We start from the raw sequence: 26013 nt of genomic DNA, 5'->3' as shown, positions 1-26013 counted from the left end.
ACCATAACTCCTAACGGACGAACAGCGACTGCGCAGCCGTGTGCGCGAGGTCGAGCACAGGCTGCGGGAAGACCCCGAGCACTACCGTAGCCGCCGCCGCGACTGTGACCACCGCCGCGGTCCCCATGCTCGGCACGGCGATGGTCGGGCCCTCGGGAGCCGGGTCGCTGAAGAACATCAGGACGATCACGCGGACGTAGAAGAACGCCGCCATCGCGGACGTCACCACACCCACGATGACCAGCCCGACCGCGCCACCGGAGACGGCGGCGGCGAACACCGCGTACTTCCCGAAGAAGCCGGACGTCAGCGGGATGCCGGCGAAGGCGAGCAGGAAGAGCGCGAAGATGCCCGCGAGGACGGGCGAGCGCTTGCCGAGGCCCGCCCAGCGGGACAGGTGCCCCGCCTCGCCACCGGCGTCCCGGATCATCGTGACGACGGCGAAGGCGCCGACCGTGGCGAACCCGTAGGCGACCAGGTAGAACAGGATGCCCGAGAGCGCGCTCGCGTTCTGCGCCTCCTTGCCGGTCGCCACCACGGCGGTCAGCAGGAAGCCGGTGTGCGCGATCGACGAGTAGGCCAGCATGCGCTTGATGTCGGTCTGGGTGATCGCCAGGATCGCGCCGATGACCATCGTGAGGATGGCCACCGCCCACAGCACCGGGATCCACTCGGTGTCGAGGTTGCCGAGCGCGACCCAGAACACCCGCAGCAGCGCGCCGAACGCGGCGATCAGCGTGCCGGAGGCCATCAGCGCGGTGATGGGGGTCGGGGAGCCCTGGTACACGTCGGGCTTCCACGCCTGGAACGGAGCGGCACCGATCTTGAACAGGAGGCCGACGCCCAGCAGCGCGACGCCCATGTACAGCAGGCTGTCCTGGCCACCGACGGTGGTGAGCGCCTTCTCGATGGCCCCGAGGTCCACCGACCCGGCGAAGCCGTACAGAAGGGCCGTGCCGTACAGGAAGAACGCCGAGGAGAAGGCGCCGAGCAGGAAGTACTTCATCGCCGCCTCCTGCGAGAGCAGGCGGCGACGGCGGGCGAGGCCGCAGAGCAGGTACAGCGGCAGGGACATGACCTCAAGGGCCACGAACATGATCAGCAGGTCGTTCGAGGCGGGGAAGAGCATCATGCCGCCGACGGCGAACAGCACCAGCGGGTAGATCTCGGTGTGCGCGCCGCCTTCGGCGATCGCCTGGTCCTCCTCGGCGCTGCCGGGCACCGCGGCGGCCTGCGCCACGAACTGGTCGTCGTCGTTGATCAGCAGCACGCAGACGATCGCGAGCAGGAGGATGGCGCCCCAGATGAACAGGGACGGCCCGTCGACGGCCACGGCGCCCATGGCGGCGGCGTTGCGCACGCCCTGGACGCCCTCCCAGACGGTCAGCGCGAACGCGCCGATCATCGACAGGATCGTGATGGGCATCTGGATCGACTTGCGCAGGTAGCGCGGCGTGAAGGCCTCGACGAGGACACCGGCGATCGCCGCGCCGAACACGATGAGCATCGGGGCGAGCTGCCCATATTCGATCTTCGGCGCCTCAATGGTGACGGCGGCGAGCGTGCTCACTGGCCTGCCCCCTTCTGCTCAGCGGTCGCGGGTATGGCGGGGGTGAACTGCGGCGCCTGCACGCTGGTGAGGGTCTGGTGGACCGCCGGGTTGATCACGTCGAGCAGCGGCTTGGGGAAGAACCCGAAGCCGATGAGCAGCGCGAGCAGCGGGACCACCACGATCTTCTCGCGGAGGTTCAGGTCGGTGATGCCACGGATCTTCTCGGGCGTCGGGCCGGTCATCATCCGCTGGTACATCCACAGGATGTACACGGCCGCGAGGACCATGCCCGACAGGGCGATGATGCTCGGGACGATGTACCGCTCGTAGGTGCCGATCAGGACGAGGAACTCGCTCACGAAGGTCGACAGGCCCGGCAGCGACAGGGACGACAGGCCGGCGACCAGGAAGGTGCCCGCCAGCACGGGGGCGACCTTCTGGACGCCTCCGTAGTCCGCGATGTACTGCGAGCCTCTGCGGTTGATCAGGAAGCCCGCGAGCAGGAACAGCGCGCCCGTGGAGAAGCCGTGGTTGACCATGTACAGCGTCGCGCCCGAGCCCGCGTCGGCGGTCATGGCGAAGACGCCCATCGTGATGAAGCCGAAGTGCGAGATCGACGTGTAGGCGATGAGCCGCTTCATGTCGGTCTGCCCGATGGCCACGATCGCGCCGTACACGATGCCGATCACACTCAGCGTGATCACCAGCGGCGTGAAGAACTTGGCGGCGTCCGGAAAGAGCTCCAGGCAGAAGCGGAGCATGCCGTACGTCCCGACCTTGTCGAGCACGCCGACGAGCAGCACGGCCGCGCCGGCGGGCGCCTGGGCGGCCGCGTCGGGCAGCCAGGTGTGGAACGGCCAGAGCGGCGCCTTCACCGCGAACGCGATGAAGAAGCCGAGGAACAGCCACTTCTGCGTGGCCGGGTCCGTGATGACCCCGATCAGCTGGGGCTGCAGGAAGGTGCCCTTGCCGGCGATGGAGTAGAGCGCGATCACGGCCACCAGCATGAGCAGGCCGCCGAACAGCGAGTACAGCAGGAACTTGACGGCCGCGTACGACCGCTGGGCTCCGCCGTAGGACCCGATCATGAAGTACATCGGGATCAGCATCGCTTCGAAGAAGACGTAGAAGAGGAAGACGTCGGTCGCCGCGAAGACGCCGATCATCATCGCCTCCAGCACCAGGATCAGTGCGAAGTACGTCTTGACCGACCGCTTGGCCTCCGGCCGGTCGGCGTCGTGCCAGGAGGCCAGCACGACGATCGGGACCAGCACCACCGCCAGCGCGATCAGCACGAGCGCGATGCCGTCGACGGCGACCGCGTAGTGGACCCCGAACGACGGGATCCAGTCGTAGACCTCGCTGAACTGGTCGCGACGCCCCGACGGGTCGAACTGCGACGCCATGATCAGCGTGAGCACCAGCACGACGAGCGAGACCGCGAGCGTGAGCTGCTTGGCGAGTTTGTCGTTGCCCTTGGGCACCGCCGCCACCGCCAGCGCGCCCACCACGGGCACGCCCATCAGGATTGAGAGCCAGGGCATCACAGGTTCCCTACGACGAACCATGCGCCGACCAGAAGGGCGGCACCGAAGAATATCGACAAGGCGTACGACCGGACGAAACCGGTCTGCACGCGGCGCAGGCGGCCGGACGTACCGCCGATCGTCGCCGCCAGGCCGTTCACCAGGCCGTCGACGCCGCGGTTGTCGAAGAACACCGCGAGCCGGGTCAGCCACTGGCCGGGGCGCATGAACAGCGCCTCGTTCAGGGCGTCGCCGTACAGGTCACGACGGGCGAACGTGGTGAGGAACGACCCGCGCGGGGCGACCACGGGGACCTCGGCCCTGCCGTACCGCATCCACGCGTACGCGACGCCGACCGCGACCAGCGCCAGGGTCACCAGGCCGGTGACGCTGAAGGGGTCGAACTCCGGCCGCTCGGCGGGAGCGCCGACGGCGGGCTGGAGGAAGTCCATGAAGCGGTTGCCCATGACGAGGTAGGCGCCGCCGAAGACCGAGCCGATCGACAGGATGATCAGCGGCCAGGTCATCACGGCGGGCGACTCGTGCGGGTGGGCGTCCTTCTCCCAGCGGCGCTGACCGTGGAAGGTCATGAAGAACATCCGCGACATGTAGAAGCCGGTGATGCCCGCGCCGATCACGGCCAGCCAGCCGAGGATCGGGTTGTGGTGCATCGCGGTCTCGATGATGCCGTCCTTGGTCCAGTAACCGGACAGCAGCGGGAAACCGATGATCGCCAGGTAACCGAGCCCGAAGGTGATCCACGTGATCTTCATGACGGAGGCCAGGCCTCCGTACTTGCGCATGTCGACCTCGTCGTTCATCGCGTGCATGACCGAGCCCGCGCCGAGGAACATGGAGGCCTTGAAGAAGCCGTGCGCGATCAGGTGGGCGATGGCGAAGGCGTAGCCGACCGGGCCGAGGCCCGCGCCGAGCATCATGTAGCCGATCTGCGACATCGTCGAGCCGGCCAGGCCCTTCTTGATGTCGTCCTTGGCGGTACCGATGATCGCACCGGCGAGCAGCGTGGCCACGCCGACGATGGTCACGACGAGCTGCGCGGTCGGGGCCCCCTCGAAGATCGCGCCGGAGCGGACCACGAGGTAGACGCCGGCGGTGACCATGGTGGCCGCGTGGATGAGGGCCGAGACCGGGGTCGGGCCCTCCATCGCGTCCAGGAGCCAGGACTGCAGCGGGAGCTGGGCCGACTTGCCGCACGCGCCGAGCAGGAGCGCGAGGCCGATCAGCGTCAGCGTGCCCTGCGGAGCCTGCGAGGCGCTGGAGAAGACCGGGCCGAAGGCGACGGTGCCGAACGTCGTGAAGATGACGAAGATGCCGAGCGCGAGGCCCATGTCACCGACGCGGTTGACGATGAACGCCTTCTTGGCCGCCGCGGCGGCCGACGGCTTGTGCTGCCAGAATCCGATCAGCAGGTAGGACGCGAGACCCACGCCCTCCCAGCCGATGTAGAGGCCGAGGTAGTTGTCGGCCAGCACCAGCAGGAGCATCGCCGCGACGAAGAGGTTCAGGTAGGCGAAGAACCGCCGCCGGTTCGGGTCGTGCGCCATGTAGCCGATCGAGTAGATGTGGATCAGCGATCCGACACCGGTGATCAGCAGGGCGAACGAGATCGACAACGGGTCCAGCAGCAGGCCCATCTTGACGTCGATCGTGCCCCCGGGCAGGAAGTCGTACAGCTCCACCACACGGCGGCGCTGGTCGGGCCCGAGGCCGATCAGCTCGAAGAAGACGAGCACGGCGACCGCGAACGACGCCAGTGACATGGCGACGCCGAGGAAGTGGCCCCAGCGGTCGGTACGACGGCCGCCCAGCAGGAGGATCGCCGCGCCCAACAGGGGCAGGACGATCGTCAGCCAGGAGACGCCGATCACTCCACCGGAGTGCTGGACGATCTCAGCGGGTTCCACGGCCACCTCTTAGTACTTCAGCAGGTTGGCGTCGTCCACCGACGCGGACCTGCGGGTTCGGAAGATCGTCACGATGATCGCGAGACCCACGACGACCTCGGCGGCGGCGACGATCATCACGAAGAACGCGATGATCTGGCCTTCGAGGTTGCCGTGCTGCCTGGCGAACGTGACGAAAGCCAGGTTGCAGGCGTTGAGCATGAGCTCGACGCACATGAACACCACGATGGCGTTGCGGCGTACGAGCACGCCGACACCGCCGATGGCGAACAGCAGCGCGGAGAGCACCAGGTAGTGGGTGGTCACTTGCCTTCCTCCTGGACGGGGCCGTCGGCGGTGCCGGCGGTCTGGGCGACCTTCGGCTTCTCCTCCGCCTCGGAAGAGCCCCCAAGGGAGTCCTCGGGCTCCTCGGCGACGGCCTGGACGACCTTCGGCTTCTCGGCGCGGCCGGGGCCCGCGGCGACGTTCCTGATCGCCTGGGCGAGCCTCGGGTTCTCCGGCAGCCGGTCGTCCTCGACGTCGTGCCGGGCGATGACCCGGTTGACGGAGAGCTCGGAGACCGTGCCGTCGGGCAGCAGCGCGGGCATGTCGATCGCGTTGTGCCGCGCGTAGGTGCCGGGGCCGGGAAGCGTGCCGGGGTGCCCGCCGAGGAAGCGCGCGCGCGACAGCTCCTTCTGGGACGCCTTCGGCGTGCTGCGCTCGCGGTGCGCGAGCACCATCGCGCCGAGCGCGGCGGTGATGAGCAGCGCGGAGGTGACCTCGAACGCGAACACGTAGCGGGTGAAGATCAGCCTGGCCAGCGCGGGGACGTTGCCTCCGTCGGCCTTGACCGCCGAGGCCAGCCCGGCCGGGTCGCCGATCACCGCGTTGCCGATGCCGGCCGCCAGGAGCACCGCGAAGCCGAGGCCCGCGACGACCGCCCAGAAGCGCTGACCCTTGATCGTCTCCACCAGGGAGTCGGAGGAGTCGACGCCGACCAGCATCAGCACGAACAGGAAGAGCATCATGACCGCGCCGGTGTACACGATGATCTGCACCACGGCGAGGAACGGAGCGTCCTGCACGGCGTAGAGCACCGCCAGCGACAGCATCACCACGCCCAGCATGAGCGCGGAGTACACCGCCTTGCGGCTGAAGACGAGTCCGAACGCCGCGGCCACCGAGACGACCGCCAGCACCCAGAACGTGATGGTTTCACCCATTGCTACGGCCCAACCGGTAGTAGTCCTCTTCGGTCTCGCCGAGGCGCATGGAGTGCGGCGGCGCCTCCATGCCAGGACCCAGCGGCGCGAGCAGCATCTCCTTGGTGTAGATGAGGCTCTCACGACTGGAGTCCGCGAGCTCGTACTCGTTGGTCATCGTGAGCGCGCGTGTCGGGCACGCCTCGATGCACAGTCCGCACAGGATGCAGCGCAGATAGTTGATCTGGTACGTCCGGCCGTACCGCTCACCCGGGGAGTAGCGCTCCTCGTCGGTGTTGTCGGCACCTTCCACGAAGATCGCGTCCGCCGGGCAGGCCCAGGCGCACAGCTCGCACCCGACGCACTTCTCCAGGCCGTCCGGCCAGCGGTTCAGCTGGTGGCGGCCGTGGAACCGAGGCGCGGTGGGCCGCTTCTCCTCGGGGTAGTTCACCGTCACCGGCTTCTTGAACATGTGGTGGAAGGTGACGCCGAAGCCCTTTACGGGATTCAGGAAATCAGTTAGTCCCACTGGGGACCTCCTTGCGTCCGTTGACGCCGTGGTAGTGCGGCAGGTCCAACGCCGGAACCGGGAACCCACCGGCGGTGGGCTCCTCACGCAGCCGCTCGAACTCCGCCTCGACCTCCGCGGCCCTGGCCTCTCTGCGGCGCTGGTTGACCGTGTCGAAGCGGAAGTAGATCGCGAGGATTCCGATGACGACGATCGCCGCGATGACCAGCACCAGGGTCCTCTGCTCACCGGCGATCCGGGTGGCCCGGACGGTGGCGACCAGCAGGATCCAGCCGAGGTTGAGCGGGATGAGGACCTTCCAGCCGAAGGCCATGAGCTGGTCGTACCGGATTCGGGGCAGCGAGGCGCGCACCCAGATGAAGAACGCGAACACCAGCGCGAGCTTGATGAAGAACCACAACATCGGCCACCAGCCGACGTTCGCGCCGTCCCACAGCGAGATCGGCCACGGGGCGCGCCAGCCGCCGAGGAACAGCGTGATGCACAGGCCCGACACCGTGAACACGTTGGCGTACTCGGCCAGCATGAACATCGCGAACTTCAGCGACGAGGAGTACTCGGTGTGGAAGCCGCCGACCAGCTCGCCCTCGCCCTCGGGGAGGTCGAACGGGACGCGGTTCGTCTCACCGAGCATCGTGATCACGTAGATCAGGAACGACGGGATCAGCAGGATCGCGTACCAGGACGGGAGCGGGATGGAGAGCCCGAAAGCGTCCCAGGTGCCGCCGGAGGCCTGCTTGGCCACGATCTCGGAGGTGGACAGCGTGCCCGCGAACAGGAACACCGCCACGAACGACAGGCCCATCGCGATCTCGTACGAGATGACCTGGGCCGTGGAGCGCAGGCCCCCCAGCACGGCGTACGGCGAGCGCGAGCCCCAGCCCGCGAGCACGATGCCGTACACGCCGATCGAGGCCATCGCCAGGACGACCAGCACCGCGACCGGCAGGTCGGTGAGCTGCAGCGGCGTCCTCACCCCGAACATCGACACCATCGGGCCGAACGGGATGATCGAGTACGACAGGAACGCCGGCACCGCGATGATGATCGGCGCGAGGATGTAGACGAGCTTGTCGACGGTCCTCGGGAGGATGTCCTCCTTCAGCCCCATCTTGAGACCGTCGGCCACCGACTGCAGCAGGCCGAACTTGCCCGCGCGGTTGGGGCCGTAGCGGTGCTGCATGCGCGAGATGAGCTTGCGCTCGGTCCACACGCCGAACAGCACGCCCAGCATCAGGAAGACGAAGATGAAGACGGCCTTGATGATGGAGATCCACAGGGGATCCTTGCCGAAGTCGGCCAGGGTGGGCCCGGCCGGATCGGCGACCAGAAGAGCTGCCTGTGTCATTTGGTCGCTCACCACTTCTCATTCGCTTCGCGGGCGGCTCGTGCCTCGCCGACCGCTCCGCTCACCGCGTAGGATCCGCTCCCCGTCATGAGGCGCTCCCGATCTTGACGACGTCGCCGGCCACAGCGCGCAGGTCACGGGTGACCGAGCAGCCGGCCGAGTTGGACGGCACCCAGACCACGCGGTCGGGCAGGTCGGCCACCCGCGCGGGCAGCGTGACCGTGCCGCCCTCCGTGGTGATCGTGACCTTACCGTCGAGCGCGCCGATCTCGGCCGCGGTGGCCTCGGAAAGCAGCGCTTCCACGGCCCGGCCCGTGCCGGCCAGGTACGGCTCGCCGTCCTGCATGCGACCGGAGTCGAGCAGCAGGTGCCAGGTGGCGAGGATCGCCTCGCCGGACCTGGGGTCGGCGTGCGTGCCGCCGGACACGCTGGGACCGTTGGAGCGGGAGCCGCGCCAGGCGCCGAGGGCCGCGAGCTCGCGGCGGGCGGCGGCGGCGTCGGGCAGGCCCAGGTGTACGTCCATGTGGTCGCTGATCGCGGCGATGGCGCGCAGGTCGCTCATCACGCCCGGCACCTCGATGGCCTGCTCGAACGAGCGGCCCCTGCCCTCCCAGTCGACGAACGTGCCGCTCTTCTCGGAGACCGCCGCGACGGGCAGCACCACGTCGGCGCGGTCGGTGACCGCGCTGGCGCGCATCTCCAGCGAGACGATGAACGGCGTGTTCTCAAGTGCCGCGAGCGCGGCCTCGGGGTCGGCCAGGTCGTAGGGGTCGACGCCCCCGATGACCAGGGCGTCGAGCTCGCCCGTCAGCGCGGCGGCGAGGATCCCGGAGGTGTCGCGCCCGGCGGTCTCGGGAAGCCCCGAGACGTTCCAGGCGCGGGCGACCTCGGCGCGGGCCGTGTCGTCGTCGGCGGGGCGGCCGATGGGAAGCAGGTTCGGCAGCGCGCCCGCCTCGATGGCTCCGCGCTCACCGGCCCGGCGGGGCACCCAGGCCAGGCGCGCGCCCGAGGTGGCGCTCAGCCGCAGAACGGCCGAAAGGGCGCCCCGGGAGGTGGCCAGCCGCTCGCCCACCAGGATGATCGTGCCCGGCTGCGTGAGCGCGTCGGTGACCGGCGAGGACCCGGAGATCAGGTCGCCGAGCGCCTCGGCCTCCGCGCCGGGAAGCGTGCGGATGAGCGTGCCGCCCATCTTGGCCAGGCCCGCCGATGCGAACGGCGCGAGCGAGTAGACCTTCAGGCCGCGCTTGCGGAACGCCTTGCGGAGCCGCAGGAAGACGATCGGCGACTCCTCCTCGGGCTCGAATCCGGCGAGCAGCACGGCCGGGGCCTTCTCAAGGTCGGCGTAGGAGACCTCGATGCCCTTGCCCGCGACCGCGTGGGCGAGGAAGACCGTCTCCTCCTCCGACAGCGGGCGGGAGCGGAAGTCGACGTCGTTGGTGCCGAGCGCGATGCGGGCGAACTTGGAGTAGGCGTAGGCGTCCTCGACGGTCGCCCGGCCGCCGACCAGCACGCCGGCCTTGCCCCTGGCCCTCGCGAGCCCCTCGGCCGCGGCCGTCAGGGCCTCGGGCCAGGAGGCGGGGCGCAGCCGACCGGTCTCGTCACGGACGAGCGGGGACTGCAGGCGGTCGGGCTGGGTCGCGTAGGCGAAGGCCCAGCGGCCCTTGTCGCAGTTCCACTCCTCGTTGACCTGCGGGTCGTCTCCGGCGAGGCGCCGGGTGACCTTGCCGCGCCGGTGGTCGGTGCGCAGCTCGCAGCCGCTCGCGCAGTGCTCGCAGGCGCTCCGCGTGGACACCAGGTCGAACGGCCGTGACTTGAAGCGGTAGGCGGCCCCGGTGAGCGCCCCCACCGGGCAGATCTGGACGGTGTTGCCGGAGAAGTACGACGCGAACGGCTGGCCGTCGGCCACGCCCACCTGCTCGGAAGCGCCGCGCTCGAAGAAGTCGATCAGCGGGTCGCCCGCGATCTCGTCGGCGAAGCGGATGCAGCGGGCGCACTGGATGCAGCGCTCACGGTCGAGCAGCACCTCGGTCGAGAGCGGGATGGGCTTCTCGAACGTGCGCTTGGTCTCCTGGAAGCGCGACTCGCCCTGCCCGTTCGACATGGCCTGGTTCTGCAGGGGGCACTCGCCGCCCTTGTCGCAGACCGGGCAGTCGAGCGGGTGGTTCAGGAGCAGCAGCTCCATGGCGCCGCGCTGGGCCTTCTCGGCGACCGGCGAGGTGAGCTGGGTCTGGATGACCATGCCCTCGGCGACCTCGATGGCGCAGGACGGCTGCGGCTTCGGGAAGCCCCTGCCGTTGCCCGCGTCGGTGATGTCCACCAGGCACTGGCGGCAGTTGGCCGCCGGTTCGAGCAGCGGGTGGTCGCAGAACCTCGGGATCTGGATCCCCAGCAGCTCGGCCGCCCGGATGATCAGGGTCCCCTTCGGAACGCTGACCTGGAAGCCGTCGACGGTGAGCGTCACCATGTCGACCGGCTGCTCGACCGGTCCCGCCGGGGTTGTCTGTACTGTCATGCCTTGCCCCACACAGTCGACGCGGCGGGATCGAACGGACATCCGCCGATCTCGAAGTGCTTGAGGTATTCGTCGCGGAAGTGCTTCACCGAGGAGTGGATCGGGCTGGTCGCGCCGTCACCGAGGGCGCAGAACGAGCGGCCCAGGATGTTGTCGGCGATGTCCGTGATCGTGGTGAGGTCCTCTTCGGTGCCCTGGCCCTTCTCAAGCCGCCGGAGCACCTGCTTGAGCCAGTAGGTGCCCTCCCGGCAGGGGGTGCACTTACCGCAGGACTCGTGGGCGTAGAACTCGGTCCACCGCAGCACCGCGCGCACGACGCAGGTCGTCTCGTCGAAGATCTGCAGCGCCCGGGTGCCGAGCATCGAGCCCTTGGCGCCGACCGACTCGAAGTCGAGCGGGACGTCCAGGTGCTCCTCGGTGAAGATCGGGGTGGAGGAGCCTCCGGGCGTCCAGAACTTGAGCCGGTGACCCTCGCGGATACCGCCCGCCATGTCGAGCAGCTCGCGCAGCGTGATGCCGAGCGGCGCCTCGTACTGGCCGGGCCGGGTGACGTGGCCGCTCAGCGAGAAGATGCCGAAGCCCTTGGACTTCTCGGTGCCCATCGAAGCGAACCAGTCGGCGCCGTTTCCGATGATGCTGGGAACGCTGGCGACCGACTCGACGTTGTTGATGACAGTGGGGCACGCGTAAAGGCCCGCGACCGCGGGGAAGGGGGGCTTGAGGCGAGGTTGACCTCTGTAGCCCTCCAGCGAGTCGAGCAGCGCCGTCTCCTCGCCGCAGATGTAGGCGCCTGCGCCGCTGTGCACGACGAGCTCAAGGTCGTAGCCCGACCCGAGGATGTCCGTGCCGAGGTAGCCCTTCTCGTACGCCTCGGCGACGGCCGCCTGCACCCGGCGGATGACGTGGAGCACCTCGCCGCGGATGTAGATGAAGGCCTGGTTCGCACGGATCGCGTACGCCGTGATGATGACGCCCTCCACCAGCGAGTGGGGGTTGGCCATCATGAGCGGGATGTCCTTGCAGGTGCCCGGCTCCGACTCGTCGGCGTTGACGACGAGGTAGTGGGCCTTGCCGTCGCCCTGGGGGATGAAGCCCCACTTCATGCCGGTCGGGAAGCCCGCGCCGCCACGGCCGCGCAGGCCGGAGTCCTTGACCGCCTTGATGATGGCGTCGGGGTCGGTGCCGAGCGCCTTCTTGACGGCTTCGTACTCGCCGTATCCCTGGAGGGTGAACGAGTCCGCCCTGTCCCAGTTGGCGGTGAGGACCGGAGTCAGCGTGGTCATTCGGAGGCCCCCTTCGAAGGCGCGGGCGCCGTCCACCCGTTCGCCTTGGCGATCTTGAGACCCTCGATCGAGGGGCCAGCGGCCGAGGGGCCGTCAGCGGCCAGGCCGTCCGGCAGGCCCGCGAGCACGCGCGAGGCCTCCTTGAACGAGCACAGGCGCCCCGGCCCTCGGGTCGGCGCGATCTCCTTGCCGGCCCGCAGGTCGTCGACGAGCTGCTTGGCGGAGCCGGGGGTCTGGTTGTCGAAGAACTCCCAGTTGACCATCATGACCGGGGCGAAGTCGCAGGCGGCGTTGCACTCGATGCGCTCCAGCGAGACCTTGCCGTCGGGGGTGGTGTCCCCGTTGCCGACGCCGACGTGCTCCGAGAGCTCGTCCCAGATCTGGTCGCCGCCCATGATCGCGCACAGCGAGTTGATGCAGACGCCCACGTGGTACTCACCCGCGGGCTTGCGCTTGTACATCGTGTAGAACGTCGCGACGCCCACGACCTCGGCCTTGGTCAGGCCCAGCATCTCGGCGCAGAACTCCTGCCCCGCGTCGGAGACGTAGCCGTCCTCCGACTGCACGAGGTGCAGCAGGGGCAGCAGCGCCGATCGGGTCTTCGGGTAGCGCCCGATGATCTCTTTCGCGTCGCGTTCGAGACGCTCGCGGACTTCCGGCGAATAGGTCGTCACCGGTCCACACCTCCCATGACCGGGTCGATCGATGCGACCGCGGCGATGACGTCGGCAATCATGCCGCCTTCGCAGGTAGCGGGCACCGCCTGCAGGTTCGTGAACGACGGGTCGCGGAAGTGTACGCGGAAGGGGCGGGTGCCCCCGTCGCTCACGACGTGCGCGCCCAGCTCGCCGCGCGGCGACTCGACCGGGACGTACGCCTGGCCCGCCGGGACTCTGAAGCCCTCGGTCACCAGCTTGAAGTGGTGAATCAGCGCCTCCATCGAGCTGCTCATGATGTGGGCGATGTGATCGGGCGAGTTGCCGAGGCCGTCGGGGCCGAGCGCGAGCTGCGACGGCCAGCCGATCTTTTTGTCCTCGATCATGACCGGCTTGCCCTTGAGCTCGGAGCCGGAGAGCCGGTCGAGGCACTGGCCGATGATCTTGAGCGACTCCTCCATCTCGGCCACCCGCACGAGGTAGCGGCCGTAGACGTCGCACGAGGTCTCGGTGGGCACGTCGAAGTCGTAGGTCTCGTAGCCGCTGTAGGGCTGCGACTTGCGCAGGTCCCACGGCAGGCCGGCCGCCCGCAGCATGGGCCCGGTGACGCCGAGCGCCATGCAGCCGGTGAGGTCGAGGTAGGCGACGTCCTTGGTGCGGCGGGTGTACGCGGGGTTCTCGTCGAGCAGCTTGCGCATCTCCTTGATGCGGCCCGGCATGATCTTGAGGAACTCACCGATCTTGTCGACCGCACCCGCCGGCAGGTCGACGGACACGCCGCCCGGCCGGACGTACGCCATGTTCATGCGCAGGCCGGTGATGTACTCGAACAGGTCGAGCACCAGCTCGCGCTCGCGGAAGCCGAACAGCATCGGCGTCGTCGCGCCGAGCTCCAGGCCGAAGGTCGCGATGGCCACGAGGTGGGAGGAGATCCGGTTGAGCTCCATCATCATGACCCGGATGGTCTGCGCGCGGAGCGGCACCCTGTCGGTGATGCCGAGGAGCTTCTCCACCGCCATGCAGTACGCCGCCTCGTTGAAGATCGGCGACAGGTAGTCCATGCGGGTGACGAACGTGACCCCCTGGGTCCACGTCCGGAACTCCATGTTCTTCTCGATGCCGGTGTGGAGATACCCGATCACCGTGCGCGCCTCGGTGACGGTCTCACCGTCGAGGGTCAGCACGAGCCGGAGCACACCGTGGGTGGACGGGTGCTGGGGGCCCATGTTGATGACCAGGCGCTCTTCCGACGACTCGGCGACCGCGCCGACGACCTCGTCCCAGTCCTGACCGTTGACGCTGTAGACCCTGCCCTCGGTGGCGTCCTGCTCGGTGCGAGCGGTCTCACCGTCGTGGATGGCGGTCATGCGTACGACCTCCTCTGGTCCGGCGCGGGGATGGTGGCGCCGCGGTACTCGACCGGGATGCCGCCAAGCGGATAGTCCTTGCGCTGCGGGTGACCTTCCCAGTCGTCGGGCATCTCGATGCGGGTGAGCGCCGGATGGCCGTCGAAGACGATCCCGAAGAAGTCGTAGGCCTCGCGTTCGTGCCAGTCGTTGGTCGGGTAGATCGACACCGTGGACGGGACGTGCGGGTCGGCGTCCGGGCAGGAGACCTCGACCCGGACGCGCCGGTTGTGCGTGATCGAGCACAGGTGGTAGACCGCGCGCAGCTCAGCGCCGATCTCCTCGGGGTAGTGCACGCCCGAGACGCCGAGCGACAGCTCGAAGCGCAGGTCGGCGTGGTCGCGCAGGTGCCGCATGACCTCGACCAGGCGCTCGCGCGCGACGTGCAGGGTCAGCTCACCGCGGTCGACGACCACGCGCTCGACCATGCCCGTGTAGGCGTCGCCCGCCGCGCGCTCCAGCCCGTCGGCCACCTCGTCGAAGTAGCCGCCGTACGGCTTCGCGCTCGACAGCTTCGGCGCGCGGCGCACGACGAGCCGGCCGTAGCCGGAGGTGTCGCCGGAGTCGGTGACCCCGAACATGCCGAGGCGGGCTACCGGCTCCTCCGGCACCCCAGGAAGGTTGTCAGTGCTCATTTCGAGGTCCCCTGGTCGATGAGCGGAAGCGACCGGAGAGCCTGCAGCTCCAGCTCGTCGATCTGCTTGGCGCGGTGCGCGCCGAACTTCATGTTCTGGATCTTGTCGTGCAGCTTGACGATCGCGTCGATGAGCATCTCGGGGCGCGGCGGGCAGCCGGGCAGGTAGATGTCCACCGGCACGACGTGGTCGACGCCCTGCACGATCGCGTAGTTGTTGAACATGCCACCGCTGGAGGCGCAGACGCCCATCGCGATGACCCACTTGGGCTCGGCCATCTGGTCGTAGATCTGGCGCAGCACCGGCGCCATCTTCTGCGAGAGCCGGCCCGCCACGATCATGAGGTCGGCCTGGCGGGGGGACGCGGACGCGCGCTCCATGCCGAACCTGGCCAGGTCATGGTTGGGACCGCCGGTGGCCATCAGCTCGATGGCGCAGCAGGCCAGGCCGAACGTGGCCGGCCAGACGGAGTTCTTGCGCGCCCATCCGGCCGCCTGCTCCACGGTGGACAGGACGAATCCGCTGGGCAGTTTCTCTTCGAGACCCATCTCAGTGCTTCCTCTCGCGCGCCTCCGGCACGCTGCCTCTCAGTCCCAGTCCAGGCCGCGGCGACGCCAGACATAGGCGTACGCGACCAGGACGGTGACGATGAACAGCACCATCTCGACCAGCCCGAAGACCCCGAGCTGGTCGAAAGCGACCGCCCACGGATAAAGGAAGATGATCTCGATGTCGAACACGATGAAGAGCATCGCGGTGATCATGTACTTCAACGGGAACCGGCCGCCGCCGACGGGCTGCGGCGTGGGCTCGATGCCGCACTCGTAGGCGTCGAGCTTCGCGCGGTTCCAGCGCTTTGGGCCGGTGAAGGGCGCGATTCCCACGGAGAAGACGGCGAAGCCCGCCGCGAGAACCGCGAGCACCAGGATAGGCACATACAGTTCCATCGCTATGCGTCCCCTCTGAGCGCTGAAGCTTCGGTCAATCGGTTGCTGAGTCTAGGCAGGTCGATCATCGATCTTCGTTCCGGGTGCTGTGTCATGCCGGTGGCGTGACCTTGGACAGGGCGTTGATGATCCGGTCTGACGCATCGCCCTGCCGGTCCGTGAGGTTACCAAGGAGTTTCAGAGCGAACCGCATCAGAGTGGGATGTGGCAGGCCGTGCCGCGTGAGGAACCCCATCACGCCGGGCTTGCCGATGGCCTCGACGAACAGCCGCCCGAGGGTGAAGTAGCCGCCGTAGGCGTCCTTGAGCGTCTTCGGGTAGGCGCGCAGAACGCGCTCCCGCTGGGCGGGGGTGGTGCCGGACACGGCCGTGACGATGGTGTCGGCGGCGATGCGGCCGGTCTCCATCGCGTAGGCGATGCCCTCGCCGTTGAAGGGGTTGATCATGCCGCCCGCGTCTCCGACGAGCACCAGGCCGCGGGTGTAGTGGGGCTGCCGGTTGAAGGCCATCGGCAGCGCGGCGCCGCGGATCGGCCCGGTCATGTTCTCCTCGGAGAACCCCCACTCGGAGGGCATGTTCTTGACCCAGCGGCGCAGCAGGTCGCGGTAGTCGAGGTTCTGGAACGCCTCGCTCGTGTTGAGCAGCCCGAGTCCGACGTTGCTGGTGCCGTCGCCGACGCCGAAGACCCAGCCGTAGCCGGGAAGGAGCCGCGAGGAGCCGTCGGCGTCGGTGTCCCACAGCTCCAGCCAGGTCTCCAGCCAGTCGTCGTCGTGACGGGGGCTTGTGTAGTAGGTGCGCACGGCGACGCCCATGGGGCGGTCGGTGCGCTTGTGCAGGCCCATCGACAGGGACAGCCGCGTGGAGTTGCCGTCGGCGGCCACGACCAGGCGCGAGCGGTAGGTCACCGGCTCGCCGTCGTGCTTGGCGGTCACCCCGACGATGTGGCCGCTGCGCGGGTCGAGCACGGGACCGGTGACGTTGACGCCCTGGAGCAGCCTGACGCCCCCGCGCTCGGCGTTGTCGGCCATGATCTGGTCGAAGTCGAGGCGCGTGCGCACCAGGCCGAAGTCGGGATAGCTCGACAGCTCAGGCCAGGCGAGCTCGATGCGCATGCCGCCGCCGACGGCCCGGAGCCCCTTGTTCCTGATCCAGCCGGGGGCGTCGATGTCGACGCCCATGGCGATCAGCTCCTTGACGGCGCGCGGCGTCAACCCGTCCCCGCACACCTTCTCGCGCGGGAACCGGGTCTTCTCCAGCAGCAGCACGTCGAAGCCGGCCTGTGCGAGATAGAAAGCCGTGGTCGAACCCGCCGGTCCGGCACCGACGACGATGATGTCGGCGTCCGCCGCGGGAGCTGACTCGCTCACGGGACCTGTCCTGTCCTGGGTGTCGAGGGCCTCGGGTTTGGGGCCTTCGTTCCTTTGTGAACCACTTCACAAACTTGTCGGCGGAAGTCTAACCCTTTTTCCCTGCCCGATGTCAGATGGAGCTTACCTACTTGCCCACGGTTGGTTTACCAGCCCGATGGAGGGCCACGATGCCGAGGGAAAGATTGCGCCACTCGACCCGCTCCCAGCCCGCCTCCTGGAGAAGCCGGGCGAGACTGGCCTGATCAGGCCAGGCGCGGATCGACTCGGCGAGATATTCGTACGAGTCGGGATTGGAGCTCACGGCGCGGGCGACGGGCGGCAGGAGCTTCATGATGTATTGCGTGTAAACCAGCTCGAACGACTTCACCGTGGGCCTGGAGAACTCGCAAACCACCAGCCGCCCGCCTGGCTTGGTGACCCGCAGCATCTCGCGCAGCGCCTCGACCGTGTCGTTGACGTTGCGCAGCCCGAACGAGATCGTCACCGCGTCGAACGTGTCGTCCGCGAAGGGAAGCCTGAGAGCGTCGCCCCCGACGAACGTGACGCCGCGCACTCCCCCGCCCCGCAGCCCCGACCCCCCATGCCGCTCGGCACCCGTGCGCAGCATGCCGAGAGAGAAGTCACAGGCGATCGCCCGCGCCCCGAGGCCGGTGAAGGCGTCGGTCGAGGTGCCGGTGCCCGCCGCGAGGTCGAGGACGAGCTCACCCGGGCCGGCGTCGACGGCGACCGAGGTGGCCTTGCGCCAGGACCGGTCTTGGCCCAGCGAGAGGACATCGTTGACCAAGTCATAGCGCCGGGCCGTGCGGTCGAACATCGCCGCCACCTCGTGCGGCTGTTTGTCCAAGGATGCACGCGTCATGCGACCAGCTTAGTGCGCATGAGGTGATCGACCCAAAGTAGCCACCTCATTACTTAGCGTCTGCTAGGACTTGGTGAATGTTTGCCCGAAACTCGACCCGAAAGTCGATCGCGATCGCCGTCCCGCTGGTCGCGGGAGCCCTCGCCGTCCTCCCCTGCGCCCCCGCCTCGGCCGGGGACGTCGCGCAGGCCCGCGTCGTCTCGGCCCATCCCGTCGCCACCACTCCCCACGTTCTCGACGGCATCGTCAACGCCTTCGCCCTGGTGGGGGGCACCGTCGTCGTCGGCGGCGCGTTCAGCCAGGTGCGCGAGGCGGGCGGCTCCACGACGCTGCGGAGAAGCAACCTCTTCGCCTACGACCTCGCCACAGGAAAGGTGGACCCCCGCTTCGCACCGCGGCTGGACGGCCCGGTCAACGCGCTGGCGGCGGGTCCCGACGGCTCGGTCTACGCCGGCGGCGCGTTCATCACCGCGGGCGGCGCGGGCGGCGCCGGCCGGGGCCTCGTCCGGTTCGGCCTCACCGACGGCTCGCCGGTCGCCGGCTTCTCGGCGCCGGTGCGCGGCGGCGACGTCTCCGCCCTCGTGCTCCACGGCGGCAAGCTCTACGTCGGCGGGGACTTCACCGGCATCGGCCGCACCGGCCGCGCGGCGCTCGCCCGCGTCGACCCGGCAACCGGAGCGGTCGATCCGGCCTTCACGGTCACCCCGGGGGGAGGGCGCGGCGGCAGCCTCAAGGTCTACGCGATGGCCGCCGCCCGTGACCGGCTCGCGGTCGACGGCTCCTTCACCACCCTCGACGGGCTGCGCCGCCCGCAGGTGGGCCTCATCGACATCGGCGCCTCGCGGCCTTCGGTAACCGGCTGGCACACCGAGGCGTACGCCCCCGACTGTAAGGACGTGTTCCCCTCTTACGTGCGAGGCCTGGATTTCTCACCAGACGGACAGTATTTCGTCATCGTGACGACAGGAGGCGCCAAGGGAGCCAACAAGCTGTGCGATTCAGCGGCGCGCTTCGAGACCTATTCACATGGTGACACCATCAGGCCCACGTGGGTCAACTTCACCGGGGGCGACTCGCTGTACTCGGTCGCGGTGACCGGGGCCGCGGTCTACGTCGGCGGCCATCAGCGGTGGCTGAACAACCCCAGAGGGTCGGACTCCGCAGGACCCGGAGCGGTGGCGCGACCCGGCATTGGAGCGATTCAACCCACCACCGGCAGAGCGCTCACATGGAACCCAACTCGCGACCGGGGCATCGGTGTCAAAGCGTTCCTGGCTCACAAAGGCGGCCTTCTCGTCGGAAGCGACACCACGCACCTCGGACACGAGTACCATGCCCGGGTCGGCATGTTCCCGCTTCTCTAAGCCCTGTGGCCCTTGCTGATCTGCTCACTCACCGCGTCTCGCTGCTTGGACAGCAGCACGTAGCTGGCTATGCCGCTGATCACGAAGCTGATCACGATGAGCCAGAAGGCGTCGTGAACGCCGATCAGGAAGAGGACACCAAGGGTGACGACGAACAGGCCGAGCCGTGACGCGGTGTAAACAAGAAACGATCGCACAACGTCGAGGCTACGCCACCAGCCCGGTGGAGCGGTCTACTGGCCGCCTCTGGGTGGGGAGCCGATTACGTCCGTGGAGCTTTACACCGCTCACTTCGCATCGGGAGCGAGCACTGCTAGTGTTCCCAACACGGCGCTTTTGTAAAGAAACACCCACGAGCGCCCCAAAGAGGCTCTATCATATAACAAACGGGCAGTCAGCTGATAACAACCCGTGATCTTTCGATCTAAATCACGGATATATCAGATTTCCGCTCAGCAAACTGGATACCTGTCCGCCCGCTTCAGGATGCGGGATGCGAGGGGGAGAGATTGTGGAGAGTAGCAGCGAACGTCTGCTGACCCCCGGAGAGGTTGCCGCCCTCTTCCGGGTCGATCCAAAAACGGTTACGCGCTGGGCAGCGGCAGGCCGCATCAGCAGCATCCGTACCCCCGGAGGGCACCGGCGTTTCCGCGAGTCGGAGGTGCACGCTCTCCTGCGTGGTGAGGAAGTCCTAACGGCCGAACGGCCGAGCGGCGACTCACCACGTGTTTGATGTACCGGCGAGAGCACGCCGTCCCTGGCGACCATCGGGGGGCACGGTGGGCTCGAAGCCACGTTGCACCACCCGGTGATCCTGCGTGCCCCCCGGAAGCCGCAGGGTCACTGTTCTTTTTAGGACGCGCCTTTAATGCCTTTACGGGTGCGATCTGTTCTCCGTGTCCGGCCGGTGCGGCCCTCCTGGTGGCGTCACTTCCATGGCGCCACGAGCGGGCTCGCCACCGGCACGCGGCCGTCCGGCGCGCACTCCCCCGGAGCCGGAGCTCAGTGGTCGGTGGCCTGCGACTCCTTGAACGCCAGGAACTCGCGCTCCAGGTCGTCGTTCTCGTCCTTCCAGCGCCTGCGCCGCTCGGCGTCCTGCTCCTCGGTGATCGACTCGGGCAGCCAGCGGTCGTAGTCGGGGTCGCTGGGCGCGAGCTCCACGTAGGCGTTGCCGATCAGGCGGCCATCGTCACTGGTGAGGGAATGCGGTATCCGCAACGTCCCGTCCGCGAGCCGGATGACGTACATGGCGGATCACCTAGATTCCGTAGCGCCGGTTGAAGAAGAGCATGACATTGAGAGCGGCCCGGGTGTCTCCGTTCAGCATGTCGAGCAGCGCCGGCCGCTGCCGGGAGGCGATGGCCGCGAAGGCGTCGGCGAAGAACTCCTTGCGGCCGAGGCCACCCGGCTGCTTGTGGAACGCCGAGGCGAACAGGTGCCCGCATTCCTCGTAGAGGGCGACGAACTCCGGCGAGTCGGACACCCATTCGCCAGGCGCCGAGTCGATGTCGTCGAGAGCGTGACCGGTCTCGTGCATCATCACGTCGGGCGTGGGCGAGGGCCGGTCGCCCACCACGATCTTGCGGTCGCCGTACGCGCCGGCGCAGACGTCCCAGGTCGCCTTGCCCGAGGGCAGCGGCGCGCCCCGGAGATAGCCCATGTCGTCCAGATCGGGCACGCCACCGGGCCCGACGTAGATGCCGTCGAGTCCGACCGCCAGGAGGGCCTTCAGGCGCTCGGGGAGCCGGGCGAGGCTGTCCACGGCGCGCACCGCGTCGGCCGACGGGGGGCCGTTCACCGCGTCCCACTGGCGGTAGAGGATCTGCTCCAGCGGGCCGCAGTGTTTCAGCCCGTCGCGCATGTCCGGCGTGTCGGGCGAGTTGGGCTGGGCCAGCGGGGGCTCGTCGTCGAGCTCGAAGTCGCGCCAGATGTACTGCGGCCGGTCGACCACGGGGGCGGTGACGGCGCGCATGGCGTCGGCCCGGGGCTGCTCGCCCTGCCAGAACGCGTCGGCGCGGCTCTCCCTGCGGTTCGCCCTGCGCCCGCTGTCGCGATAGTCCGTACGGTCGCGCGCCTGATCGGCGCGCCCCTCACGGAACGACTCGGGACGCCCCTCACGGAACGACTCGGGACGCCCCTCACGGAAGGACTCGGGACGGCCGTCTCTGCCGTCCGTGGGCTCCGGGGTTCCCTCGCGAGGGGACTCTCCGCGGCGGGGAAGGCCGTACGGCGCCTTCTGCCGCCAGCGCGGCCCTCTGCGATGGCGACCCCTGTCGCCGGAATACGCCGTCAAGGCGACGGCCAGGGGGCCCGGGCGAGCGCGAACAACGGCACGCACCTCTCACGTCCGCGAAGCGTGGTCACGGTCCACGGTACGACGAGGCCGCTCGGGAAGTCATCAGGAATGTCCTACGGGGATGGATCCGCCCGGCTCCCGAGGGACATCCGGGGACATCCGGGGGACGCTGTCACGCCCCGAAAACACGATCTACCGTCGAATGGCTTACGCTGCGGACATGCCTAGCGTGCTTCTTGGCCTGGCCCTGTTAGCCTTCTGGCTTTACTGCCTGTTCGATGTGATCACCACACCGGAGGAGGACGTAAGGAACCTGCCCAAGCTCCTGTGGGTTCTCATCGTCGTCCTCCTGGTCGACCTCGGTGGCCTTCTGTGGCTGCTGCTCGGCCGCCCCCAGAGCGAGCAGGCAGTTCAGCGACAGCGCATCGGCCGCGCCGGCCGGCCCCGGCCCTCCGTGCCCCGTGGACCCGACGACGACCCCGACTTCCTCCGCGACCTAGACCGGCGCCTCCGCAGGGAGGACGACTGACCCCCCGCGCGTCTCCCTGACCCACAGAGACAGCATGCCCGTACCGGCCTCATCGGCGGGCACGGGCGGCGGAACGGCCCGCTCGTAGGGGACGAGCGGGCCGTTCAGGGGACGCCTAAGGGCCTACGGCACCTGCGCGTAGGAATGCAGGCCCGACAGGAAGATGTTCACCCCGACCAGGTTGAACAGCAGACAGCCGAAGGCGATCAGCTGGACGATCACCGCCGCCCGGCCGCGCCATCCGGCGGTGGCCCTGGCGTGCAGGTAGGCCGCGTAGGCGATCCAGGTGATGAACGCCCAGACCTCCTTGGGGTCCCAGCCCCAGTAACGGCCCCACGCCTTGTCCGCCCACAGGGCGCCCGCGATCACCGCGAACGTCCAGATCGGGAAGGCGATCACGATGGCCCGGTGGGCGACGCGCTCCAGATCGTCGCGCCCGGGGAGCCGCGACGGCCCGTCCTTGCGGCCCAGGAACAGGATCCCCGAGACCCCGGCGACGATGAACAGGCCGCTCGCGAAGATCGCGGCGGTGACGTGGATGGCGATCCAGTACGAGTTGAGCGCGGGCACGACCGGCCCCGCCTGCACGTGCAGGTAGCGGACGGCGAAGCCGAGCCCGAGCGCCGCCGCGACCGAGACGAAGGCCCCGAGGAACCGCACCGGCTGCCTGGCCTGCATCACGAGGAACGCGGTCACGGCGGCGAAGCAGATCGCCACCACGAACTCGTACATGTTGCCCCAGGGCCAGCGGCCCACCGCGAAGCCCCGGGTGACGATGGCCCCGAGGTTGGCGGCCCATCCGACACAGCTCAACGCGACCGCGAGAGTGCCCGCACGGGCGGCCCAGGCGGGCCGAGTGCCTCCCGCGCCGGCCGCGGAGCCCGTCCCGTCCCCGCCCGTACGGGCGTCGGTCGTGGTGACCTCGCCCGCCTCGGCGACGGCCCCGCCGCCGGCGGGGACGAGCTCGCGTGCCGGTTCGGCCGCCCGGGCCCGGCCGAAGCCGAGATCGAGCGCGTAGCCGATCATGGCAAGGACATACAGCAGGACGGTCGCGAGGATCAGCTGGTCGCTGAGCGTGGCGAGCCCTGAGTTGACGTCAGTGGGCATCCTTTACTCCTTGACGCGAGGCGGCATCGCCGGCCTCGGGACCTCGAAGGGCCGTGACGATCTGGGAGAACTCCTCGGCGAAGCCGGGGCCGCCCTCGGTGCGCGTCAGCCCGCCGACCTCGACCTCGGTCGCGCCCTCCCCCTCCTTGACCCGCGCCCAGACCCGGCGGCGGCGGACGGTGAGCGAGAGCACGAGCCCGAGGACCGACAGGCCCGCGGCGATCAGGGCCGGGATCCGGCCGGGGTCGTAGGCGATCTGGAGGCTGATCCACTCGCGAACGCCCGTGAGCTGAATGGACCCGGCGCCACCGGGCAGCGGCAGGGTCTCGCCGATGGCGAGCGGCTTGGTGTTGAGCCCCATCACCAGGGGCTTGAGGTTCTTGGTGTCGAGCTGGTAGACCGACTGCGGCCGGCCCGACTTCATCCCGAGGTCGCCGGAGAAGGCGAACACCTGGGCCGTGGGGTTGGCGGCGCCGGGGAAGACCGAGACGTACGAGCCGTCCTGCGCGGGCACGGTCGTCGGCAGGAAGCGCACCAGGAACCCGAGCTGGTCGGGCACGGCGTCCGGCACCTTGATCACGCACTCGGAGGTGTAGGTCACCTGGTCGGCGGTCAGGCACGGCACCGGCCCCTCGAAGGCCACCTGCCCCTTCCCGTCGAGGATCTTGAACGTGGGGGCGTACCCATGCCCGAGCAGGTAGGTCTGGGTGCCGTTGACGTCGAGCGGCTCGTTGACCCGCAGGTCGTACGGCCGCTCACGCGCCCCTGGGCGGTCGGTCACCCTGAGCTTGGCCGAGAAGTCGAGCGGTTGCCCGCGCCGGTCCCCCGTGGCGACGTAGGTGGCCTGGAAGTCCGAGAGCGTGAAGGAGAACGGCTCCAGGGACTCGGCCGACACGTTCTGGCCGGGGATGTACCTGTCGTAGGCGGCGACGGTGTTGGCGAAGCCGTTCCCCTCGACGAGCAGCACGTTGCCCCGGTAGCCGTACAGCCCGCCCGCGCCCACCGCGACCAGCAGGGCGAGCAGGGCGACGTGGAACAGCAGGTTGCCGGTCTCGCGCAGGTAGCCCTTCTCGGCCGACACCCAGCCGGGGCCGGTGACCGTGCGGAAGCGCTTCTTCCTGAGCTGTGCGGCGATCGACTCGACCGTGGCGCCGGGGGCCTCGAAGGAGGCGTGCTGGGGAAGCCTCGACAGGTTGCGCGGGGCCGCCGGAGGCGTGCGCCGGACCTCGCGCAGGTGGGCGGCCGCCCGGGGGATGACGCACCCGGCCAGCGACAGGAACAGCAGCAGGTAGGTCGCCGCGAACCACGGCGAGGTGAAGACGTCGAAGAGCCCGAGGCGGTCGAGCCACCTGGCCACGCCGGGGCTGTCCTTGAAGTACTGCGCGACCTTCTCGGGGCTGATCGACCGCTGCGGGTAGATCGAGCCCGGCACCGAGGCGAGCGCGAACAGGAACAGCAGGATCAGCGCCGTGCGCATCGAGGTGAGCAGGCGCCAGGCCCAGCGCAGCCAGCCCATCGGCCCGAGGCCGGCGGGGCCCGCCGGGTCGGCCCGGACCTCCTGGGTGAACGTCATCAGATCACCGGCTCGAATCCGCCCACCCAGCCCTGCATGCCCGCGATGATCTGGCCCCAGAGGCCGGTCACCAGCAGCACGCCGACGAGGACGAGCATGGCGCCTCCGATACGGGTGATGAGCTGGGAGTGGCGGCGCACCGCCTTGAACGTGTGGAGCGCCCTGCGGTAGGCCAGGGCCGCGAGGACGAACGGCAGGCCGAGGCCCAGCGCGTACGCGAAGGCCAGCACCGCGCCCCGCACCGCGCTGGCCTGGTCGAGCGACAGAGTGAGCACGGCGGACAGCGTGGGGCCGATGCACGGCGTCCAGCCGAGGCCGAACACCACGCCGAGCAGGGGCGCGCCCGCCATCCCCGCGGCGGGGAAGCGGTGGATGCGCACGTCCCGCTGGAGGCCGGGGATCAGTCCGAGGAAACCCAGCCCGAGCACGATCGTGAGGCCGCCGAGCACGCGGGTGACCACCTCGGCGTTACCGAACAGCATCGCCCCGAGGCTGCCGAACAGCGCGCCCCCCAGCACGAAGACCAGGGAGAAGCCCAGCACGAACAGGGCGCTGCCCGCCACCATGCGCCCGCGCCTCGGGTCGCCGCTCATGCCGGTGACGTACGACAGGTATCCGGGGACCAGCGGCAGCACGCACGGCGAGAGGAACGACACCAGCCCGGCCGCCACCGCGACGGGCAGGGCGACGATCAGCGAGCCGGCCGCGACCGTGCTCGCGAGGTCGGTCACGGCGCACCCACGTGGTCGCTACTTCTCATCGCCGACCTTGGTGATCACGTCGTAGAGATCGGAGTACTTGACCTCTCCGAGGGCGCGGGCGGCGACCCTGCCCTGCCGGTCGAGCACCAGCGTGGAGGGGATAGCCGCAGGGTTCACCATGCCGTGGAACGCGAGCGCGACCTTGCCGGGCTGGTCGTACAGGCTGGGATACCCGGGCTGCTGCGTGCGCTGGAAGGCCATGGCCTGCGCCTTGTCGTCCTTGAAGTCGACGCCGAGGAACTGGACGCCGCTGTCCTTGGTCTTGGCGGCGATGTCCTTGAGCACGGGGGCCTCGCTGCGGCAGGGAGCGCACCAGGAGGCCCAGAAGTTGAGCACCACGACCTTGCCCTTGTGGTCGGCGAGGCTCGCGGGGGTGCCCTCCAGCGTCTCGCCCTGGATCGCCGGGGCGGGCTGACGCTCCCCGGCCGGGAAGAGCCGCACCGCGCCGTCGCCCGCCACGAAGCGCGTGTCGCCGGACTGCGGCTGCGATGCCGGGGTTCCGGCGCAGCCCGCGAGAGCCGTCATGGCAAGGACCATGGTGACGAGGGCACGTGACTTCGCGGACACGGAGGAGGATCTCCTTGCACTACAAGCGGTAGAGCTTCAAACCCTACCCAGCGCACCGCACGCCCTCGAAATCGGGGCGGGCACCGGC

Annotated in this window: 26 protein-coding genes; 3 read left to right on the top strand and 23 right to left on the bottom strand. The window is 69.1% G+C overall.

Features of this window, described 5'->3' with window-relative positions:
* Positions 1 to 10: 10 nt before the first annotated feature.
* From nuoN to AB0B89_RS05235, 16 genes are all read right to left on the bottom strand, one after another.
* A complete protein-coding gene (gene nuoN / locus AB0B89_RS05310) occupies positions 11 to 1570 on the bottom strand; it encodes an NADH-quinone oxidoreductase subunit NuoN (RefSeq protein WP_358548432.1) in 1560 nt (519 codons plus the stop codon).
* Entirely contained in the window at positions 1567 to 3096 is a 1530-nt protein-coding gene (locus AB0B89_RS05305) for an NADH-quinone oxidoreductase subunit M (protein ID WP_358548430.1), read from the bottom strand. The genes nuoN and AB0B89_RS05305 overlap by 4 nt, the downstream gene beginning before the upstream one ends.
* Entirely contained in the window at positions 3096 to 5009 is a 1914-nt protein-coding gene (nuoL, locus tag AB0B89_RS05300; RefSeq protein WP_358548427.1) for an NADH-quinone oxidoreductase subunit L, read from the bottom strand. The genes AB0B89_RS05305 and nuoL overlap by 1 nt, the downstream gene beginning before the upstream one ends.
* Positions 5010 to 5012: 3 nt before the next feature.
* Positions 5013 to 5309, bottom strand: coding sequence for an NADH-quinone oxidoreductase subunit NuoK (gene nuoK, locus AB0B89_RS05295; RefSeq protein ID WP_189165194.1), 297 nt, complete (start codon positions 5307 to 5309; stop codon positions 5013 to 5015).
* Positions 5306 to 6205 carry an NADH-quinone oxidoreductase subunit J gene (locus AB0B89_RS05290; RefSeq protein ID WP_358548425.1) on the bottom strand — a complete coding sequence of 300 codons (900 nt, stop codon included), beginning with the start codon at positions 6203 to 6205 and terminating at the stop codon, positions 5306 to 5308. Before AB0B89_RS05290 ends, nuoK begins: the two co-directional genes overlap by 4 nt.
* Positions 6198 to 6713: an NADH-quinone oxidoreductase subunit NuoI gene (gene nuoI / locus AB0B89_RS05285; RefSeq protein ID WP_358548424.1), complete on the bottom strand. Its 516-nt coding sequence runs from the start codon at positions 6711 to 6713 to the stop codon at positions 6198 to 6200. Before nuoI ends, AB0B89_RS05290 begins: the two co-directional genes overlap by 8 nt.
* The gene (gene nuoH, locus AB0B89_RS05280; protein ID WP_358548456.1) at positions 6700 to 8061 is read right to left on the bottom strand and encodes an NADH-quinone oxidoreductase subunit NuoH; all 1362 of its coding nucleotides are present in this window, start codon (positions 8059 to 8061) and stop codon (positions 6700 to 6702) included. Before nuoH ends, nuoI begins: the two co-directional genes overlap by 14 nt.
* Before the next feature lie 85 nt (positions 8062 to 8146).
* Positions 8147 to 10573 carry an NADH-quinone oxidoreductase subunit G gene (locus AB0B89_RS05275; RefSeq protein ID WP_358548422.1) on the bottom strand — a complete coding sequence of 809 codons (2427 nt, stop codon included), beginning with the start codon at positions 10571 to 10573 and terminating at the stop codon, positions 8147 to 8149.
* Entirely contained in the window at positions 10570 to 11856 is a 1287-nt protein-coding gene (nuoF, locus tag AB0B89_RS05270) for an NADH-quinone oxidoreductase subunit NuoF (RefSeq protein ID WP_358548420.1), read from the bottom strand. The genes AB0B89_RS05275 and nuoF overlap by 4 nt, the downstream gene beginning before the upstream one ends.
* On the bottom strand, positions 11853 to 12530 hold the full coding sequence (gene nuoE / locus AB0B89_RS05265) for an NADH-quinone oxidoreductase subunit NuoE (protein ID WP_358548417.1): 678 nt from the start codon (positions 12528 to 12530) through the stop codon (positions 11853 to 11855). Before nuoE ends, nuoF begins: the two co-directional genes overlap by 4 nt.
* Positions 12527 to 13879 (bottom strand): NADH-quinone oxidoreductase subunit D, encoded by a 1353-nt coding sequence (locus AB0B89_RS05260; RefSeq protein WP_358548414.1) that lies wholly within the window; start codon positions 13877 to 13879, stop codon positions 12527 to 12529. The genes nuoE and AB0B89_RS05260 overlap by 4 nt, the downstream gene beginning before the upstream one ends.
* Complete coding sequence (locus AB0B89_RS05255; RefSeq protein ID WP_358548411.1) at positions 13876 to 14553, bottom strand: NADH-quinone oxidoreductase subunit C; 678 nt, start codon at positions 14551 to 14553, stop codon at positions 13876 to 13878. Before AB0B89_RS05255 ends, AB0B89_RS05260 begins: the two co-directional genes overlap by 4 nt.
* The gene (locus tag AB0B89_RS05250) at positions 14550 to 15101 is read right to left on the bottom strand and encodes an NADH-quinone oxidoreductase subunit B (RefSeq protein ID WP_262842214.1); all 552 of its coding nucleotides are present in this window, start codon (positions 15099 to 15101) and stop codon (positions 14550 to 14552) included. Before AB0B89_RS05250 ends, AB0B89_RS05255 begins: the two co-directional genes overlap by 4 nt.
* Before the next feature lie 39 nt (positions 15102 to 15140).
* Positions 15141 to 15500 carry an NADH-quinone oxidoreductase subunit A gene (locus AB0B89_RS05245; RefSeq protein WP_203993453.1) on the bottom strand — a complete coding sequence of 120 codons (360 nt, stop codon included), beginning with the start codon at positions 15498 to 15500 and terminating at the stop codon, positions 15141 to 15143.
* 91 nt (positions 15501 to 15591) lie between these two features.
* Positions 15592 to 16866 (bottom strand): geranylgeranyl reductase family protein, encoded by a 1275-nt coding sequence (locus AB0B89_RS05240; protein WP_358548409.1) that lies wholly within the window; start codon positions 16864 to 16866, stop codon positions 15592 to 15594.
* A 127-nt stretch (positions 16867 to 16993) separates the two neighbouring features.
* Positions 16994 to 17728, bottom strand: coding sequence for a demethylmenaquinone methyltransferase (locus AB0B89_RS05235; RefSeq protein WP_358548406.1), 735 nt, complete (start codon positions 17726 to 17728; stop codon positions 16994 to 16996).
* 77 nt (positions 17729 to 17805) lie between these two features.
* Here AB0B89_RS05235 and AB0B89_RS05230 point away from each other — a divergent pair, with 77 nt between their 5' ends.
* Positions 17806 to 19092, top strand: coding sequence for a delta-60 repeat domain-containing protein (locus AB0B89_RS05230; RefSeq protein ID WP_358548402.1), 1287 nt, complete (start codon positions 17806 to 17808; stop codon positions 19090 to 19092).
* On the opposite strand, the gene AB0B89_RS05225 is transcribed toward AB0B89_RS05230, so the two are convergent.
* The gene (locus AB0B89_RS05225; RefSeq protein ID WP_358548399.1) at positions 19089 to 19289 is read right to left on the bottom strand and encodes a DUF4229 domain-containing protein; all 201 of its coding nucleotides are present in this window, start codon (positions 19287 to 19289) and stop codon (positions 19089 to 19091) included. The two genes, AB0B89_RS05230 and AB0B89_RS05225, sit on opposite strands and share 4 nt — an antisense overlap.
* A 296-nt stretch (positions 19290 to 19585) precedes the next feature.
* Here AB0B89_RS05225 and AB0B89_RS05220 point away from each other — a divergent pair, with 296 nt between their 5' ends.
* Positions 19586 to 19825 (top strand): BldC family transcriptional regulator, encoded by a 240-nt coding sequence (locus tag AB0B89_RS05220; protein WP_189165217.1) that lies wholly within the window; start codon positions 19586 to 19588, stop codon positions 19823 to 19825.
* A 269-nt stretch (positions 19826 to 20094) separates the two neighbouring features.
* Here AB0B89_RS05220 and AB0B89_RS05215 read toward each other — a convergent pair whose 3' ends face one another.
* Both AB0B89_RS05215 and AB0B89_RS05210 read right to left on the bottom strand, forming a co-directional pair.
* The gene (locus tag AB0B89_RS05215; protein WP_358548396.1) at positions 20095 to 20340 is read right to left on the bottom strand and encodes a hypothetical protein; all 246 of its coding nucleotides are present in this window, start codon (positions 20338 to 20340) and stop codon (positions 20095 to 20097) included.
* Between the two features lie 10 nt (positions 20341 to 20350).
* Entirely contained in the window at positions 20351 to 21385 is a 1035-nt protein-coding gene (locus AB0B89_RS05210; protein ID WP_358548394.1) for a hypothetical protein, read from the bottom strand.
* 223 nt (positions 21386 to 21608) lie between these two features.
* Here AB0B89_RS05210 and AB0B89_RS05205 point away from each other — a divergent pair, with 223 nt between their 5' ends.
* Positions 21609 to 21917, top strand: coding sequence for a PLDc N-terminal domain-containing protein (locus AB0B89_RS05205; protein WP_358548390.1), 309 nt, complete (start codon positions 21609 to 21611; stop codon positions 21915 to 21917).
* A gap of 123 nt (positions 21918 to 22040) precedes the next feature.
* On the opposite strand, the gene ccsA is transcribed toward AB0B89_RS05205, so the two are convergent.
* Genes ccsA through AB0B89_RS05185 form a run of 4 tightly spaced genes read right to left on the bottom strand, consistent with a single transcriptional unit; the run spans position 22041 to position 25925 of the window.
* The gene (ccsA, locus tag AB0B89_RS05200) at positions 22041 to 23024 is read right to left on the bottom strand and encodes a cytochrome c biogenesis protein CcsA (protein ID WP_358548387.1); all 984 of its coding nucleotides are present in this window, start codon (positions 23022 to 23024) and stop codon (positions 22041 to 22043) included.
* Positions 23014 to 24597, bottom strand: a complete 1584-nt coding sequence (locus tag AB0B89_RS05195) for a cytochrome c biogenesis protein ResB (RefSeq protein WP_358548384.1) — start codon at positions 24595 to 24597, stop codon at positions 23014 to 23016. Before AB0B89_RS05195 ends, ccsA begins: the two co-directional genes overlap by 11 nt.
* Entirely contained in the window at positions 24597 to 25328 is a 732-nt protein-coding gene (locus AB0B89_RS05190; protein ID WP_358548381.1) for a cytochrome c biogenesis protein CcdA, read from the bottom strand. Before AB0B89_RS05190 ends, AB0B89_RS05195 begins: the two co-directional genes overlap by 1 nt.
* 18 nt (positions 25329 to 25346) lie before the next feature.
* Positions 25347 to 25925, bottom strand: a complete 579-nt coding sequence (locus AB0B89_RS05185) for a TlpA disulfide reductase family protein (protein ID WP_358548378.1) — start codon at positions 25923 to 25925, stop codon at positions 25347 to 25349.
* Positions 25926 to 26013 lie beyond the last annotated feature (88 nt).

The organism is Sphaerisporangium sp. NPDC049002 (genome assembly GCF_040649355.1).
In the GTDB taxonomy this organism is placed as follows: domain Bacteria; phylum Actinomycetota; class Actinomycetes; order Streptosporangiales; family Streptosporangiaceae; genus Sphaerisporangium.
Note: the sequence above shows the minus strand (reverse complement) of the source record. Positions and strands in the feature narration are given on the sequence as shown.